Origin of the sequence: Citromicrobium bathyomarinum (genome assembly GCF_038594485.1) — a bacterium.
Lineage (GTDB): Bacteria > Pseudomonadota > Alphaproteobacteria > Sphingomonadales > Sphingomonadaceae > Alteriqipengyuania > Alteriqipengyuania bathyomarina_A.
The window spans coordinates 51,980-68,219 of sequence record NZ_JBCFZG010000007.1 but is presented as its reverse complement, the minus strand read 5'-3'; the positions used below and the strand labels follow the sequence as shown (position 1 = coordinate 68,219).

General features: G+C 66.4%; 17 protein-coding genes and 1 pseudogene. 14 read left to right on the top strand and 4 right to left on the bottom strand.

The window, feature by feature from the left end:
• The 3 genes and pseudogenes from nadE to AAG591_RS12780 form a co-directional block, all read left to right on the top strand.
• Nucleotides 1–790 (top strand): annotated as a pseudogene (gene nadE, locus AAG591_RS12790) (NAD(+) synthase); the annotation flags it as partial.
• Between the two features lie 4 nt (nucleotides 791–794).
• Nucleotides 795–1,682, top strand: coding sequence for a DMT family transporter (locus AAG591_RS12785; protein ID WP_342531748.1), 888 nt, complete (start codon nucleotides 795–797; stop codon nucleotides 1,680–1,682).
• A 56-nt stretch (nucleotides 1,683–1,738) separates the two neighbouring features.
• On the top strand, nucleotides 1,739–3,013 hold the full coding sequence (locus AAG591_RS12780) for a GGDEF domain-containing protein (protein WP_342531747.1): 1,275 nt from the start codon (nucleotides 1,739–1,741) through the stop codon (nucleotides 3,011–3,013).
• Between the two features lie 65 nt (nucleotides 3,014–3,078).
• Here AAG591_RS12780 and AAG591_RS12775 read toward each other — a convergent pair whose 3' ends face one another.
• Complete coding sequence (locus AAG591_RS12775; protein WP_342531746.1) at nucleotides 3,079–4,194, bottom strand: branched-chain amino acid aminotransferase; 1,116 nt, start codon at nucleotides 4,192–4,194, stop codon at nucleotides 3,079–3,081.
• Nucleotides 4,195–4,481: 287 nt separating this feature from the next.
• Here AAG591_RS12775 and AAG591_RS12770 point away from each other — a divergent pair, with 287 nt between their 5' ends.
• Entirely contained in the window at nucleotides 4,482–5,282 is an 801-nt protein-coding gene (locus AAG591_RS12770; RefSeq protein WP_342531745.1) for an alpha/beta hydrolase, read from the top strand.
• Between the two features lie 40 nt (nucleotides 5,283–5,322).
• On the opposite strand, the gene AAG591_RS12765 is transcribed toward AAG591_RS12770, so the two are convergent.
• Nucleotides 5,323–5,793, bottom strand: coding sequence for a hypothetical protein (locus AAG591_RS12765; protein WP_342531744.1), 471 nt, complete (start codon nucleotides 5,791–5,793; stop codon nucleotides 5,323–5,325).
• A gap of 481 nt (nucleotides 5,794–6,274) precedes the next feature.
• Nucleotides 6,275–6,841, bottom strand: a complete 567-nt coding sequence (locus AAG591_RS12760) for a hypothetical protein (protein WP_342531743.1) — start codon at nucleotides 6,839–6,841, stop codon at nucleotides 6,275–6,277.
• A gap of 147 nt (nucleotides 6,842–6,988) precedes the next feature.
• Here AAG591_RS12760 and AAG591_RS12755 point away from each other — a divergent pair, with 147 nt between their 5' ends.
• The 6 genes from AAG591_RS12755 to AAG591_RS12730 all read left to right on the top strand — a co-directional run bounded on the left by AAG591_RS12755 (nucleotide 6,989) and on the right by AAG591_RS12730 (nucleotide 10,801).
• A complete protein-coding gene (locus AAG591_RS12755) occupies nucleotides 6,989–7,726 on the top strand; it encodes a TlyA family RNA methyltransferase (protein ID WP_342531742.1) in 738 nt (245 codons plus the stop codon).
• 109 nt (nucleotides 7,727–7,835) lie between these two features.
• Nucleotides 7,836–8,390: a TspO/MBR family protein gene (locus tag AAG591_RS12750; protein ID WP_342531741.1), complete on the top strand. Its 555-nt coding sequence runs from the start codon at nucleotides 7,836–7,838 to the stop codon at nucleotides 8,388–8,390.
• A gap of 54 nt (nucleotides 8,391–8,444) precedes the next feature.
• Nucleotides 8,445–8,690 (top strand): accessory factor UbiK family protein, encoded by a 246-nt coding sequence (locus AAG591_RS12745; protein WP_342531740.1) that lies wholly within the window; start codon nucleotides 8,445–8,447, stop codon nucleotides 8,688–8,690.
• Between the two features lie 112 nt (nucleotides 8,691–8,802).
• Nucleotides 8,803–9,039, top strand: a complete 237-nt coding sequence (locus AAG591_RS12740; RefSeq protein ID WP_342531739.1) for a hypothetical protein — start codon at nucleotides 8,803–8,805, stop codon at nucleotides 9,037–9,039.
• Nucleotides 9,040–9,076: 37 nt separating this feature from the next.
• On the top strand, nucleotides 9,077–9,673 hold the full coding sequence (gene recO / locus AAG591_RS12735) for a DNA repair protein RecO (RefSeq protein ID WP_342531738.1): 597 nt from the start codon (nucleotides 9,077–9,079) through the stop codon (nucleotides 9,671–9,673).
• A gap of 33 nt (nucleotides 9,674–9,706) precedes the next feature.
• Nucleotides 9,707–10,801, top strand: a complete 1,095-nt coding sequence (locus tag AAG591_RS12730; protein ID WP_342531737.1) for a glycosyltransferase — start codon at nucleotides 9,707–9,709, stop codon at nucleotides 10,799–10,801.
• Here AAG591_RS12730 and AAG591_RS12725 read toward each other — a convergent pair.
• Nucleotides 10,798–12,093 (bottom strand): phospholipid carrier-dependent glycosyltransferase, encoded by a 1,296-nt coding sequence (locus AAG591_RS12725; protein WP_342531736.1) that lies wholly within the window; start codon nucleotides 12,091–12,093, stop codon nucleotides 10,798–10,800. The genes AAG591_RS12730 and AAG591_RS12725 overlap by 4 nt on opposite strands.
• A gap of 153 nt (nucleotides 12,094–12,246) precedes the next feature.
• Between AAG591_RS12725 and AAG591_RS12720 the strand changes: the two genes are divergently transcribed.
• From AAG591_RS12720 to AAG591_RS12705, 4 genes are all read left to right on the top strand, one after another.
• Complete coding sequence (locus tag AAG591_RS12720; protein ID WP_342531735.1) at nucleotides 12,247–13,452, top strand: trans-sulfuration enzyme family protein; 1,206 nt, start codon at nucleotides 12,247–12,249, stop codon at nucleotides 13,450–13,452.
• 78 nt (nucleotides 13,453–13,530) lie between these two features.
• Entirely contained in the window at nucleotides 13,531–14,796 is a 1,266-nt protein-coding gene (locus AAG591_RS12715) for a Glu/Leu/Phe/Val family dehydrogenase (protein ID WP_342531734.1), read from the top strand.
• A gap of 81 nt (nucleotides 14,797–14,877) precedes the next feature.
• Complete coding sequence (gene apaG, locus AAG591_RS12710; protein WP_342531751.1) at nucleotides 14,878–15,276, top strand: Co2+/Mg2+ efflux protein ApaG; 399 nt, start codon at nucleotides 14,878–14,880, stop codon at nucleotides 15,274–15,276.
• Between the two features lie 47 nt (nucleotides 15,277–15,323).
• Nucleotides 15,324–16,127 carry a LysR family transcriptional regulator gene (locus AAG591_RS12705; RefSeq protein WP_342531733.1) on the top strand — a complete coding sequence of 268 codons (804 nt, stop codon included), beginning with the start codon at nucleotides 15,324–15,326 and terminating at the stop codon, nucleotides 16,125–16,127.
• Nucleotides 16,128–16,240: the final 113 nt, after the last annotated feature.

Sequence of the window (16,240 nt, the reverse complement as noted above, 5' to 3'; positions counted from 1 at the left end):
TATCACCGCCGATACGATTGACATTACCCCGGCAGCCGAGCGCATGCTGGCGGACATCGGGCATCCGTTCGCCGATGGCGAGAAGGTGTACGACACCACGTTCGAGAACGTGCAGGCAGGTCTGCGCACCGATTATCTGTTCCGCCTCGCGGGCCACCACGGCGGCTTCGTGATCGGCACCGGGGACCTTTCCGAACTCGCGCTGGGCTGGTGCACCTATGGCGTGGGCGACCAGATGAGCCATTACGTCGTCAACTCGGGCGTGCCTAAGACGCTGATCCAGTACCTGATGCGCTGGATGATCGAGACTGGGCAGTTCGACAGCGCGCTCCATGCCGTGCTGGAAGACGTCCTCGACACCGAAATCAGCCCCGAGCTTGTTCCGGCGGGCGAAGACGGCGCGATCCAGAGCACCGAGGACCATATCGGGCCCTACGCGCTGCACGATTTCTTCCTCCATCACATCGCCCGCTACGGACAGTCGCCGAGCCACGTCGCCTTCCTCGCGTGGCACGCCTGGCGCGACGCGAGCGAGGGGCGCTGGCCGCAGGGCTTCCCCGAAGATGCGAAGCGCGCCTACGACCTGCCGACGATCCGCAAATGGCTGGCGGTGTTCTGCCGCAGGTTCTTCGGGTTCAGCCAGTTCAAACGGAGCGCAATGCCCAACGGCCCCAAGGTTTCGATGGGCGGTGCGCTGAGCCCGCGCGGCGACTGGCGCGCGCCGAGCGATGCGGTCGCCGACGTCTGGCTTGCCGAGCTGGAGACACACGTACCCGATACGCGAGGATAGCGGCGTGCCGGCAAAGACGATCGCGCTGCTCGTCCTCGTCAACCTGCTGTGGGCGCTCAATGTCGTGGTCAGCAAGGTCGCGGTGGACGATCTGGGGATGCCGCCGCTGTTCTATGCCGCGCTGCGGGCGCTGCTGACACTCGTCGTGCTGGCCCGCCTGCTCCGGCCGCTGCCCCGCAACTGGCCCGTGGTCGCCGCCGTCGGGCTGGCGATCGGGGGCGGGTCGTTCGCGCTGTTCGCCATCGGGCTTTCGCATGCCAACCCGTCGACCGCCGGGATCGTCAGCCTGTCGGGCGCGCCGATGACGGTGCTGCTGGCGATCGTGCTGCTGGGTGAGGATGTGGGCTGGCGGCGCGGCCTCGGCATCGCGCTGGCGATTGCAGGGGTGGTCATCGCGATCTCCTCGCCCTCGGGCCTCCAGAGTTCGGCGGGGCTCGGCTGGATCGGGCTGTCGTGCCTCGTGGGTGCGCTGGGGTCGGTCTATGTCAAGAAGATCGACGTCGGGGGCAAGCCGCTTCAGGCATGGTCCGCGCTCGCCTCTTTCGTGGTCCTGCTACCCTTCGCGCTGGCGACAGAGCGCGGGCTGGTCGCGCCGCTGACCACGCATCCGTTGCAGGTGCTCGGCTGCCTGATTTTCGCCGGGCTCGTCGTTTCGGTCTACGCGCATACGATCTACTTCAACGCGCTGAAGGATCACGACGCCAATCTGGTGGTGCCGTTCACCCTGCTGCATCCGCTGATGACCGTGGCGCTGGGCGCATGGTTGACGGGCGACCCGGTCGGCATACCGCTGCTGGTCGGCGGGAGCATCGCGGTGGCAGGCGTTTCGATCCTGGTTTTGCGGCCGAGCGAAACCTTCACGAAACGCTTCCTCGTGCGCTCTCGGCTGTAGCGCGCTCGTCGCCGACGGTGGGGGTGTATTAACCACCTTGCGTTATGGCGGGTGGCGTGAAGCAAGAGTCGCATTTCCCGCCCGCTGTGCACGCGCCCGATGTCGAAAGCATGGTGGAGCACGCGGCGAAAAACGGCCTGCCGATGCGCAAGTGGCCCGCGCCGCTGCGCGCGCTGTGGCACGCCGAGCTGCCGCTGCGCGGGCGGCAGGATCTCGCCTTCATCAACGCGCTCGGCCTCGTCGCCGTGCTGCTGTGCGTTCCGCTCGACTACTCGGTCGGGTCGCGGACCTTTGCTGCCGGGCTGGTCCTGCGGGTGGGTATCGTGGTGCCCGCCTACCTGCTCGCGATCTACGCCGCATTGCGGTGCAGCTGGCCGATCCGCCGCCTCGTCTCGATCGTGCCGCCCGCCTGCTTCGCCACCGTCGCGACCTTCCTGGGTACGTTTCAGGGCGGAGCGGAGATGTCCTCTTACCTGATGGGGGCGGCGCTGATCGTCCTCATGGCGACCGCGGTGCTGCCGCTGCGCGCTGGAATGCTGAGCATGATGGTCGGCCTGTCGCTGGCCGGGATGTGGACGGTCTGGGCAATGCTGCCCCTGTCCCCGCCCGTGAGCGGCGAAAGCCGGGCGCTGCTGGCCTACCTGACGGCGACGATGCTGGTCGCGCTCGCGCTGCCGATCCGGACCGACCGGATGAAGGACCGCGCCTTCCTGTCCGACCTGCGCAGTCGCTTCGTCTCCGAACGGCTGGTTGCTGCGAACGCGCAGCTGCGCGAGCTTTCGCACCGCGACGACCTGACCGGGCTGCCCAATCGCCGCTATTTCCAGCGCATATTCGGGTCAGCGCTGGAGGATTCGATAAAGCGCGGCGACGGCCTGGCGGTGATGATGATCGACGTCGACCGGTTCAAGCACTTCAACGATAGTCACGGACATCTCGCTGGCGATCGTGCGCTGCGGCAAATTGCGGCCCAGCTGGAAAGGCATTTCGCGTCACTTGAATGCACCGTTGCGCGCTATGGCGGGGAAGAATTCATCGCGCTGGTCGAACGGTGCGATGCCGCGCACGCCCTGGCGCTGGCGGAGACGGTGCGGCAGGCGGTCGAGGGTCGCCCCGTGCCCACCGGTCAGGGTGCGAAGGTTCCGGTCACGCTGAGTATCGGGGTCGCCATCCGCGAGGGCGCAGACACGGCCCCGGGGGACCTTGTCGCGCGCGCCGACAGCGCGCTGTACGAGGCGAAGGAGTCAGGCCGCAACCGCGTGCGGCTGGCAGGCCACGCCCCGGATGCTGCGGCGTCACAGGACGGCTGCCGCCCGGCGTCACGAGCGTAGGGCGCGCCATCGCCGGGCGCGGTGCATCGGCTCCTGTCGCAGCGCCAGTCGCCGGAGCGCGTGCGTCAATCCAGCTTCATCACCCAGCCGTGCGGATCGGGCGCGGTGCCCATCTGGATGCCGACCAGCTTGTCGCGCATCTTCTGCGTCAGCTGGCCGGTGCCGCCGCTGCCGATGGTGAACTTCCCGTCCGGCCCGTTGACGCTGCCCACGGGGGTGACGACCGCCGCGGTGCCGCAGGCAAAGGTCTCGATCAGATCGCCTTTGGCCGCATCGGCGTGCCACTGGTCGATCGAATAGGGCTCCTCGCGCACCTGCAGCCCTTCGTCGCGCAGCATCTGGATCAGGCTGTCGCGGGTGATACCGGGCAGGATCGTGCCGGTCAGCGGCGGGGTGATCGCGCTGCCGTCGGCAAAGACGAAGAACAGGTTCATGCCGCCCAGTTCCTCGATCCACTTCTTGTCGACTGCATCGAGGAAGACGGTCTGCTGGCAGCCCTGTTTCGTCCCTTCGGCCAGCGGAACGAGGCTGGCGGCGTAGTTGCCGCCGGTCTTCGCCGCACCGGTGCCGCCGGGGGCCGCGCGGGTGTGATCGCGGCTGACCCACACGTCGACCGGCTTCACGCCCGACTTGAAATAGCTGCCGACCGGGCTGGCGATCAGGCAGTAGAGGTATTCGCGTGCCGGACGCACACCCAGGAACGCCTCGGTCGCGAACATGAAGGGGCGCAGGTAGAGCGATCCGCCTTCGATTGTGGGCATCCAGTCGCGATCCTTCGCGACCAGCTGGCGGATCGATTCGAGAAACAGCTCCTCGGGCAGTTCGGGCATCGCCATTCGGCGCGCGCTCGCGTTGAGGCGGCGAGCGTTCTGTTCGGGCCGGAACAGCGCGACGGAATCATCCTCCCAGCGGTAGGCCTTCATCCCTTCGAAGATTTCCTGCGCGTAGTGCAGCACGGCGGCCGCCGGATCGAGCGGGATGGCTTCGCGCGGGCGGAGCTGCGCGTCGTGCCAGCCACCCTCTCCGCGTTCGACGCGGGCGGCGTCGAAGGCGATCGTCACCATGTGATCGGTGAAGACCGATCCGAAGCCGGGGTCCGCCAGCGCTTCGTCGCGCGTTTCGGACGGCACAGGGGCGGGGTGGGGCAGGTGGGCGAAATCGATCATCGGCGCGTCGGCCATAAAGCGTAAGTCTCCTTGGCGCAGGCGGTTATGCCCGAGCGCCGCCGGGGGCAAGACCTTTCGCGAAAAATTTCACGATTAAGCCGAAAAACTTTTGGAAAGTTGCGCCTCCCGTTGTCTCGAAGAACATCGAAGGCCCTCCTCACCAATCCTCGATAATGATTGTGCGTCTCTCGCAAAGCGAATAGCGCTCGGCAATCCTGCTGGAGGGCAAATAGATGAAATCCTTGGGTTCGTTTCTGCTTGTGCTGTTCGGTTCATTCGCCTTGCAGGCTTGCGCCACGCCGATGGCCGCCGAACCGCCCGCAATGGTTGCGCCCACACCTCCGGCAGCCCGCCATGTCGATCTCGAAGTCGCGGGGCGCACGGTCGATGTCTCGGTTTTCGATGCTGTAGGAGAGCCCGCTGCGGTGATCTTCCTTTCGCATGGTGCAGGTTCTTCCCCCGAACGCCTGATGCCGCTGATCGGCGCGCTGCAAAAGGCCGGGCTCACCGTGCTCGCGCCGCTGCACGCCGACTCGCTCCTGATCCCCGAGGCGGAGCGGCAGGACCTGCAGGCCGCCTTCATGAGCCGCATGGCCGAATTGCAGGCGGTGTCCGCCTACGCGCGGCAGCAGTATCCGGACCTTCCGCTAGGCGGCGTCGGGCACAGCTATGGCTCGCTGATCGCGCTGATGGCGGGCGGTGCGCTCGATTCGATGCTCCACGCGCGTGTCCCGGCGATGAAGGCAGTGGTGATGTTCTCCTCGCCCGGCCCGATTCCCGGGCTGACCGCGACACCCGGCGCGCTTGACCCCGTTGCGGTGCCGACGTTGACGATCACCGGGCCCAGGGATGTCGCGCAGCCCTTCGCGGGGGACCCTGCGGTGCAGATCGCCCAGTTCGATGCCCTGCCTGCTGGCGACAACACGCTGCTGGTGGTCGACGGTTCGGACCATTCCTTCGTCTACGGGGAAGAGGCTGGATACGACGAGGCGATCGATCTTGTGACCGACTTCCTCCTCTCGCGCATTGCAGGCGATGCCTTTGCAGGCGATCGGTTCGACGGTGCCCAGTCGAGCGAGCGGGTCGAGATCCGGCGGCGCTGAGCCGGTCGGTTCGGGCTCGCGGCAAGCCCGGGCCCTCAACTCAGCACCTGTCGATCAGCGCGGTCTGGAGAACCGCGCCCGACCGGTCGAGCCAGCGATAGAAATAGGAACCGCCGCGGTTCAGCGTCGCGAGCATGTCGGGGTCCCCGCACACACTCTTTCGGGCACTCGTCGCGATATATTCCTTCTGCGAGGGGGAAAAATCGCTCGCCGCCCGGTTCACCACATAGGTGTAATTGAGCCGGGCGCCGGTCGCGGAGATCGCGACAATGGACGTGGTGTCGTCAAGCTTCATCGGCAGTTGCGGATCGATCTGTGCCGCTGTTTCCCTGAAAATGCAGCCGATGAACGCCTTCCACTCATCCTCGCTCATACCTTCGGTGTCTGGCGTTGCGAGCGAGATGCAGACGTCCGCAACGGCACCGGCGTCGGTCTCGACGTTCGTCGTGCTGCCCGATGCCTGAAGCGCCAGTGCCAGCACCGCGCCGACTCCTACCGAAAGAAACGACATCCGCTGATTTCCTCGTCCAGTTGATACAGAGGTTTTATCGCGCCCACGCGAATTGGGAATGGCAGAAATGAAAAGGGCGCTTCCAGCCCGCCAATGGATGGTGGGGGTGGAAACGCCCTTTCATGGTCAGCGGCCAGGAAGTGCCGCTCACGAAGCCTCTAACGGTATGCGACTTTACCGATAGTGCCTCGCGCGGAAACTTGCCGACCTCTCTGCTGAACCATGAGACATCGGATCACCTCCTTTCGCGCTTGTAAGCCAAGACCCGCACCGTATCACCGGGGGCCGAGAAGCGACGTGGGCCGTCGCCCTCAAGTGCATATTTGAGTCATGCGATTCGCCAGCACAAGCCTTGTAAATATGTTTTTCCCCGTCATACTCGTGCGCTCGTCAATTGGCCTGCCACGCAGCGCCGATCGCGCCGGTTCGGCACATTTGTCTTCCTGAAAATCGACGGTTTCTTGCGGGCAGCGCTGGCCGCCTAGCGGCAATCCTCGATCACCCGCGTCACCTCGGCCCAGGCGGGCACGTACAGGCCGGGTTCGCCCTCCACTTCCACGGCAAAGCGCCCGCGCGTGATCGCCATCGCGTCGAGCAATGGATCGCGCGCGTCAAGCGTCGCCAGCACGCGCGAAGGTTCGCCCGAAGCCGGCTTTGCCATTAGCGCGCGCGAGGCCGTTTCGGTGCCGATACGCATGACGACTTCGTCCTGCAACGGCGCGGAAGCGGCGCGCACGATCGCGATCTTGCGCGTGGCAAGGTTGCACCCGATGACCAGCCTGATCGCGTCCGACGTGCCGAACGCAGCCAGCGTTTCGCCCGGCTCGACCACGTAGCGCCAATCGCCCGGCGTCTGCGGCCGGTCGATCCAGTTATCGGCGGGCGGCAGCGCGACTTGCGGCGGAACAGGCGTCGGCGCGGGGGTCGCAACCGGCCTGGGGGCGGGCGGCGCAGGCGGCGTGGGCTGCGGCGTCTGGCAGCAGGTCACGATCAGCAGCGAAGATGCGAGCGCGAGGCGGGCGGGGCGAAGGGTGCGAAGTGAAACCATATGTGAAGGTAAATGCGCGCGGACGCCGGGCGGGTCCATACTTTTCGATTTATGACGCGCGGCGGCCGATGGCCCGAAGACGAGAATACGCGCTTAGCCCCCTTGCAAAGCTTCACGCGGCCCGAGTTTGGTCTAATACGCGCATCCATGGCGAAGAAGATGCGGGTGGATCAGGTGTTGGTGGCACGCGGGCTGGCGGAAAGCCGCGCGCGGGCGCAGGCGCTGGTGATGGCGGGGCTGGTCTTCGCGGGCGAGACGAAGATCGCCAAACCGGGTCAGCCGATTGCCGAGGATGCCGCGCTCGACGTGCGCGGACGCGACCACCCCTGGGTCAGCCGGGGCGGAATGAAGCTCGCCCACGCGCTCGACGCCTTCGATCTCGACCCGGCGGGCGCGGTGGCGATGGATATCGGCAGCTCGACCGGGGGGTTCACCGACGTGCTGCTGCAGCGCGGTGCCGCGCGCGTCTTCGCGGTCGACAGCGGGACCAACCAGCTCGCGTGGAAGTTGCGGCAGGACGATCGCGTGACCGTGCTCGAACAGACCAGCGCGCGCATCCTGACGCGCGATCAGATCGACGCGACATGCAACTGGGTGGTGTGCGACGCGAGTTTTATCGGCATGGCCAAGGTGCTCGAACGCCCGCTGGAGCTGGCCGCGCCGCAATGCCGCCTCGTCAGCCTGATCAAGCCGCAGTTCGAGGTCGGGCGCGAAGAGGTCGGCAAGGGCGGGGTCGTGCGCGATCCTGCGCTGCATCAGCGGGTGTGCGAAGAGGTGCGTCACTGGCTCGAAGCAGGCGGCTGGCAGGTGCAGGGCATCGTCGAAAGCCCGATCACGGGGCCAAAAGGCAATGTCGAATTCCTGATTTCTGCGGTTAGGGCTTAGGAATAGGTGCAGCGCGCGTACCAATTCGGTATAGGGCGCGCGACATTGCTTGTGGCCGGGGGAGTCGGCCAGCATTGGGGGAATCGAAAATGATCGGGTCGGAGGCAAAATGACTACGCTGGCTTCGCGCGCGCAATTGCGCGCCAGCTTTATTCGCTGGGCGCTGTTCTGCGTCCCCGCCGTGGTGCTGCTGGGCTTCCTGTCGGGCCAGCTGGCCGGATCGGGCGCGGGCGATCCGTGGTACGATGCGCTGGTAAAGCCCGAATATCAGCCCGATCCCAGCCTGTTCCCGATCGTCTGGAGCATTCTCTACGTCATGATGGGCCTCGCCTTCGCGCTGGTCTGCTCTGCGTGGGGCGCCAGGGGGCGGGGCATCGCAATCGTGGCATTCCTGATCCAGTTCGCGCTCAACCTTGGGTGGAGCCCGCTGTTCTTCGGCCAGCACGAGATCACTTATGCGTTCTACCTGATGGTCGCGCTGTCGGTGATGATCTTCCTCACCATTGTGCTGTTCTTCCGCGTGCGCAAAATGGCGGCGGCGCTGCTGATCCCCTATTTCGCGTGGGCGCTGTTCGCGACCTACCTGAATTACGAGATCATGCAGCTGAACCCCGAGGCGGACGGTTCGGATACCACCGGCGCGGTGCAGCGGATCGATCTGTAGGGCGGCAAGCGCGGGCTCTGGACAAACCGGAGCCCACGCGCCATCTCTCGCACCATGCAGAGCCAGAACCCCATGATCGCCGATTTCGTGAAGCTGGTGAACGGTGCCGCGGGCACCTTCGCCGGGATGACCCGCGAGGCGCAGCAAAGCGCGCGCGAGCGGATCAAGGAAACGGTCGGCGGGCTTGACTTCGTCAGCCGCGAGGAATTCGAGGCGGTGAAGGCGATGGCCGCCAAGGCGCGCGAAGAGACCGAAGCGCTCGCCGCGCGGCTCGACGCGCTGGAAGCCAAGCGCAAGTAATCCGGCACGCTGGCGGTAAAGCGCCGGTTTTCAGTCGAAATTTAGGAAATGATGAATCGGGTGCGCCCGGCCCCTTTGCGCGTTTCATCGCCGCAAGAGAGGTCTTCGCGCCATGTTCACGCAACTCGATCCGCCGATCCCGCTCCACGTTCTGGGCAAGGGAGACGGCTATGCTTTGGGCGTCATCGATTACGGGCAGGAACACAACCTGCTGTGGGTGACCGCCATCGACTCCACCGGAGAAATCTGGTGCGCCCCCAACCCCGAAGTGCGGATGCAGGCCAACTGGTCGATGGGCCGCGCCCGCTCGATGGCAGTCAAGGCGTCGAAGGAAGCAATGGCGGGGTAGATTGCGCGCGGCCTCGCGGCCTGCTTAGCACGACGCCATGCAGTTGAAGGCCCCCGCCATCGTCCTTGCAGCGCGGCCGCATGGGGAGAACGCGGTGATCCTGCGCGCCCTTACGCAAGAGGCGGGGCTGGTCGCGGCCTATGTCGCGGGTGGACAGGGGCGGCGGCTGCGGCCCGTGGTGATCCCCGGCAACGTGGTGGAGGCGGATATCCGCGCGCGCTCGGCCAGCCAGCTGCCCTTCGGCAAGGTCGAGCTGGTCGCCAGCCGCGCGCCGTGGCTTGGTGAACCGCTGCCCGCCGCAGCGATCCTGTGGGTGACCGCGCTGACCGCATCGACGCTGCCGGAACGCAATCCCTATCCGAGCCTCTATCAGGCACTGGGCGCCCTGCTCGATGCGATCTGCCATGCACCCTCGGCGCGCGGCTGGGCGCCTGCGCTACTTTCCTACGAAGTGCTGCTGCTGCGCGAGCTGGGCTATGGCGGGGCGAAGCCGCAAGCGGGCGACCTGCCCGAAACCCTCGACGCGCTGCGAAAAATCGCCCCCGCGCTCGAACGCTACCTGCTTGCCGACCGGCGGGGCGATGCTATGGCCGCGCGCACCCGGCTGATCGAACGACTGGCACGGATTGCCTGAGACGACAGCCTGAGGGGGCAAAGGGAAGAGCGAGTGCCCGAAATCGCCGTCATCCTGCCCACGCTCAACGAGCGGGAGAATCTCGCGCCGATGATCGCGCGGATCGAGGCGGCGCTGGCCGGGATCGACTGGGAAGCGATCGTGGTCGACGACGACAGCCCCGATGGCACGGCGGACGAGGCGCGTATGCTGGCGCGGACCAACCGCCGCGTGAGCGTGATCCACCGCGTCGGGCGGCGCGGGCTTGCCTCTGCTGTGATCGAAGGTGTCTGCGCGACCGCCGCCCCGGTGATCGCGGTGATGGATGCCGACCACCAGCACGACCCCGCACTGATCCCGCAAATGCTCGAAAAGCTGCGCGTGGGCGAGGCCGACCTCGTCGTCGCATCGCGTTTCGCGGAAGGAGGCAGCGCGCAGGGCCTTTCGAGCGCCAACCGGGAGCGCGGATCGCGCATCGCCAACCGGCTGGCGCGGATGCTCACCGGGGTCGAGCTGACCGATCCGATGAGCGGCTATTTCGTGATTGGGACCGAACGGGTCCGGGCGCTCGCCCCGCGCCTGTCGGGGATCGGGTTCAAGATCCTGCTCGATATCCTCTCGCTCTCGCGCGGGCAGCTGCGTGTGGCCGAGGTGCCGATGCAGTTCGGCCAACGGCTGGCGGGGGAGAGCAAGCTCGATCGTGCGGTGGCGTTCGAATTCCTCGCCGGATTGTACGAGCGGTATTTCGGGCGGATCATCCCGACCCGCTTCGCCATGTTCGCGACCGTCGGCGGCGCGGGGGTGCTGGTCCATCTCGCAGTGCTGTCGATGCTGTATCCCGGCATGACCGCGACCTTCTGGAAGGCGCAGGCAATTGCGACCTTTTCTGCGATGAGCTTCAATTTCTGGCTCAACAACTGGCTGACCTACCGCGACAAGCGGCTGCGCACGCTGCCCGCCTTCGTGCGCGGGTGGGCGCTGTTCTGCGCGGCGTGCTCCGTCGGCGCGCTGGCCAATGTCGGGCTCGCCAGCCTGATCGAGGCGCTTGTCGGCCATTGGCTGCTCGCCGCGATTGCCGGGATCGTGGTCGGATCGGTGTGGAACTACGCACTATCGAACCGCTTCGTCTGGGGGCGGGGAAGCCGCTAGATCCAGCTTTTCAGCCACGCCCATTTCATGAAGGCGTGCTTGTCCTCCAATGCGCAGGCGCTGAGGATGGGGTAGAAATAGGCGAATATCGCAAGGCTGCCCGCCAGCACCAGCCAGAACGCCCAGCGCTGCCGCAGCTCGCGCAGGCGGTCGATCGCGAGCGCCAGCGCGGCGAGCTGGAAACAGCTCGGCAGGAAATAGTGGTAGTAGAACTGCACGGGCTTCGCCGCGACGATCCAGAAAAGGATGCTCGCCGCGTAGAGGATCACGACCGCCGCCGCGTCCGCGCGGCGCAGGAAAACGGCGGCGTAGGCGCACCACGTCAGCGCGACCAGGCCCAGCCACATGGTCAGGGGGTTGCCGATCAGGATGATCCCGCGCTGCGCGCCGTCATACATGTTGAACGCGTACCAGATGCCGCGCGTGTTCAGCACCCAGTCGCTCCAGTGCGTCTGGTAGGGATGGAACGCCTTCACGCTCATCTGCAGGCTCAGCATGTATTCCTGCGAGGCAATCGGGCCGAGGCCCGCCAAGGGGCTGTGCGGCAACACATAGGCCGGCCAGAAGGTGATGGCGTAGACCAGCACCGGCACCAGCCCAAGCCATAGGGCGCCTTCGATCAGGCTGATGCCGCGCACCGGCGCCGCCTTGCGCGCAGTCGCGAGATGCTTAGTGCCGACAGCCCGCCAACGCAGGACCAGAAAGGCGAGGCCGGGAATCGGCGCGAGCGGGATCGTGTTCCATTTGGACGCGAGCGCGCACCCTATCGCTATTCCGGCCAGCGCAAGGTTCCCGCGCGCCCTCGCGGTGGTGGGGGCGTTGCAGGCGGCGGCGAACAGCCACAATGCGATCATCACGAAGACCGCCATGAAAATGTCGAGCATCGCGATCCGCGACTGGACGAACAGGATGAAACCCGTCGCCAGCAGCACGCCATAGGCCAGCGTGGCGGCCTGCCGATGGCTGACGTGCCACAGCGCGCGCATCGCGGCGAACATCGTGGTCGCGCCCGCCAGCACGGAGAAGAATCGCCAGCCCCACGGATTGTCGCCGAACAGCGCGATTCCGCCTGCGATAATCTCCTTGCCCAGCGGCGGGTGCTCGGGATTGCGGTAGGATGTCCCTGCGAGCAGCTCGCGCGCCGCGGGCAGGTAGTGGATCTCGTCGAAATAGTGCGAGCCGGGGATGGTGATCCGCCACAGGCACAGCGCGAAAAAGACCAGCGTCAGGCCAAGGCTGGCCAGCATGGGATCTTCGCTGGCGTGGACGCGCTGCGCGTACTCTCGGCTCATTTCGGCTCACGAGATACGGGAGCAGCGCGAGCGCGACAAGCGGCGCGATCCTGTTGCAGCGGACCCGTGGCCGATGCGCCACGCTCGGCTTGCGAGAGCGGCCGGTTGAAATTCCCTTTGATCGCTTGCGCCCACGCGCCTAGCCGGTGGGCCATGAAGAAGACCACCGGAATGGATCGCTCCGTCACCTCCAAGTGGCGTCCCGCAACGCAGGCCGTGCGCGGCGGCACCTGGCGATCCGAGCATGGCGAGACGAGCGAGGCGCTGTTCCTCACCTCTGGCTATACCTACGATAACGCCGCCGAAGTCGCCGCGCGCTTCGCGGGCGAGGCCGAGGGGATGACCTATTCGCGCCTCCAGAACCCGACCGTCGCGATGCTCGAAGAACGCATCGCACTGATGGAGGGGGCAGAGGCGTGCCGCGTGCAGGCGTCCGGGATGGCCGCGATGACCGCCGCGCTGCTGTGCCAGCTGTCCGCCGGCGATCACTGCGTCGCCGCGCGCGCGGCGTTCGGTTCGTGTCGCTGGCTGGTCGACCACCTGCTGCCGCGTTTCGGGATCGAGACGACCGTGATCGACAGCGCGGACAACGCCGCGTGGGAAGCGGCGATCCGGCCCAACACCAAGGTCTTCTTCTTCGAAACGCCTGCCAACCCGACGCTCGACGTGGTCGACCTCGAGCATGTCTGCGGCGTGGCGAAGGCGCACGGTATCACCACCGTGGTCGACAATGCCTTCGCCTCGCCTGCGCTCCAGCGACCGATGGAATTCGGCGCGGATGTCGTGGCGTACAGCGCGACCAAGCTGATGGACGGGCAGGGCCGCGTGCTCGCGGGCGCGGTGTGCGGCACGAAGGAATGGATCGACGAGGTGCTGCTGCCGTTCCAGCGCAACACCGGGCCCAACCTCTCGCCCTTCAACGCGTGGGTGGTGATGAAGGGTCTCGAAACGCTCGACCTGCGAGCACATCGCCAGAGCGAGAACGCGGTGGCGCTGGGCAAGATGATGGAACCGCGCGTGCCGCGTATCCTCCACCCGGGGCTGGCAAGCCACCCGCGCCACGCGCTCGCATTGAAGCAGATGCGCGCCACCGGGCCGATCTTCGCCTTCGATCTGGGTAACCGGGCAAAGGCGCACGCGCTGCTCGACGCGCTCGAACTGGTCGATCTGTCGAACAATATCGGCGATTCGCGCAGCCTCGCCTGCCACCCGGCCAGCACCACGCACGCAGGCATGAGCGAAGACGCGCGCGCCGAAATGGGCGTGACCGAAGGTCTGGTGCGGATCAATGTCGGCCTCGAAGATATCGAGGATATCAAGGAAGACATGGACCGCGCGCTGACTGCAGCGGGGTTCTAGTCCTTTAGGGCAGCTGTCGGAACGGGCGCGCTGGCTCACGTTGTTTCCTGTGAAAGCCATTCACAGGAGACGACCAAGGTGAGCGAACTACTCGAAGCGGCACAGCAGCGGATGGAGCGGGCGGCCCAGCTGATCGGGCTGGAGGACGAGGTGGTTGCGCACCTGCGCGATCCCATCGAAACGCTCGCCGCCTCGGTCAGCCTGCGGCGTGACGATGGGTCCGCCGTAACGCTCAAGGCGTGGCGTTGCCGTTACAATTCCTCGCTCGGCCCGACCAAGGGCGGCATCCGCTTCCACCCGAGCGTGCATCTGGGCGAGGTCCAAACGCTTGCCTTCCTGATGACCATGAAGTGCGCGCTGATGGGCCTGCCCTTCGGCGGCGGCAAGGGCGGGGTCGAGGTCGATGCGCACGACCTTTCGACGATGGAGAAGGAGCGGGTGGCGCGCGGTTACGTCCGCGCGATGGCCAAAATCCTCGGCCCCGACCGCGACGTGCCCGCCCCCGATGTCGCCACCGGCGAACGCGAGATGGCGTGGATGGTCAGCGAATATTCGGAGATCGCCGGATCGATCCAGCGCCACGCGTTCACCGGCAAGCCCGTGGCGCTCGGCGGAATGCCGGGGCGCACGCCTGCGACCGGGCGCGGCGGGCATATCGCGCTGGAAGCCATGCGCGATCTTGCCGGGCTGGGCGAGGAAGGCGGGCTGACGATCGCGCTGCAAGGCTTCGGCAACGCCGGGCGCTGGTTCGCCCGCGCCGCCGAGAACGCAGGCCACACGATCGTGGCAGTTGCCGATTCCTCGGGCACGATCAGCGATCCCGACGGGCTCGATATCGACGAACTGGTCGAGGTGAAGGACGACAAGGGCAAGGTCACCGCCTACGACGGCGGCGATGCGAGCGACGACCCGGAAAAGGTGCTGTCGACCGAATGCGACGTGCTGGTGTTCGCTGCCCTCGGCGGAGTGATCGCCGACGAAGACGATGTGAAGGCGCTCAACTGCAAGGCGATCGTCGAAATCGCCAACCGCCCGATCCTGCCCGCCGCCGACAGCGCGCTGGCAGATGCGGGGATCGAGGTGGTGCCCGATATCCTCGCCAACGGGGGCGGGGTCACGGTCAGCCATGCCGAGTGGGTGCAGGGCCGACAGGGCATCGACTGGGACGAAGAGGACGTTACCGACTATCTCGAGCAAAAAATTTCGGATGCCGCCGATAACGTGCGCGAGGTGATGCAGGAGTGCGACACCGACATGCGCACCGCCGCCTATGCGGTAGCTTTGCGGCGGCTGTGCGCGGCGATTTCGGCCCATGGAACCCGTGCCGATTTCGGCAAGAGCTGACGCGCGGGCGCATCTGTGGTGGGAAAGTCGCGTTCGTGCGCCTTGCCCTCGGCCCGAATCGCATTACGCTCCCGAATCGTGATGAAGAACCTGTTCGATCATGCAGCGACAACCGACGGTGTTACCGTGCGGGTCACAGTCAATTTCCTGCCTGAGCAGAGCGATCCTGCGAACGGCAAGTGGTTCTGGATCTACCATATCCGGATCGAGAACGCTTCGCGCGAGCGGGTTCAGCTGATGACGCGCCACTGGCGCATCACCGACGCGCAGGGCACGGTTCGCCATGTTGATGGCGAAGGCGTGGTTGGCGAACAGCCGGTCCTCACCCCCGGGCGCAGCCACGATTACGTGTCGGGCTGCCCGCTGACGACCCCGTTCGGATCGATGGAGGGATTCTACACCTTTCACCGCGAAGACGGATCGCCGATCGAGGTGCGGATTCCCTTCTTCCCGCTCGCCGCGCCCGCCACCGCGCATTGATCTGCGACTTGTGAGGCAGGGACGCCCGGGCTAGCGCTCCGTCCGTCATGAAGCGCACGCTCCTGCCCCTCAACGCCCTGCGCGTGTTCGATGCGGCCGCCCGCCACCTGTCCTTTACCCGGGCGGCGGACGAACTGGCCGTCACTCCGGCGGCGGTCGGCCAGCAGATCCGCGCGCTTGAAGACCATCTCGGTACGGTCCTTTTCCGCCGCACCAGCAAGGGGCTGGAACTGACAGAAGAGGGCAGTGCGGGGCTCGATTCGCTGCGCGAAGGGTTTCTCCATTTCGAGGAGAGCGTCGCGTCGATGCAGGCGGGCCAGGCGGTCGATCGCTTCGCCATCGCCGCACCGCGCGGGATGCTCGAAAACTGGCTCGCGCCGCGCCTCGCAGGCTTCCAGGCGGAGCACCCCAAGGTCCGCTTCCAGCTGCGCGAGCGCGAGCGGGCGGATTTTTCCGAAGCCAACCTCGACGTCGCCATCTGGCTGGCCGAAGGACCCGACGAGTTCCCCGGTGAGCCGATGTCCGAGAGCGCGTGGGTCACGGTCGGCCCGGTCGATCCATCCTTAGCCGATGGGCGCAGGATCGGCTGGCCCGGCGACGGGCGGAATGACGAGGCCGAGCCATGCATTTCGGTGGGCAGCGCTGGCCAGGCGCTCGCCTGCGTGGCGGCGGGCATGGGGTCGGCACGGCTGCCACACGCGCTCGCGGCGCAGGCGATCGAGGCCGGTACGGTTGCGGTGCTCGACGGGCCGGTAGAGGGTCGGCGCGGTTACTGGCTGGTCGCCCCGCCACCGCAATGGCGGCAGAAGAAAGTCCGCGCGCTGGTCGAATACCTCAAGGGTACGCTCTAGCAGCGCGCCGGTGCGGCGATGCTGGCTGACGCTACGTAACAGTCACGAGCGCGCAATCGCTACCCCTCCCGGTAACCCAAAAGAAACCATCTCGGATCACAATTGGGCAGGCA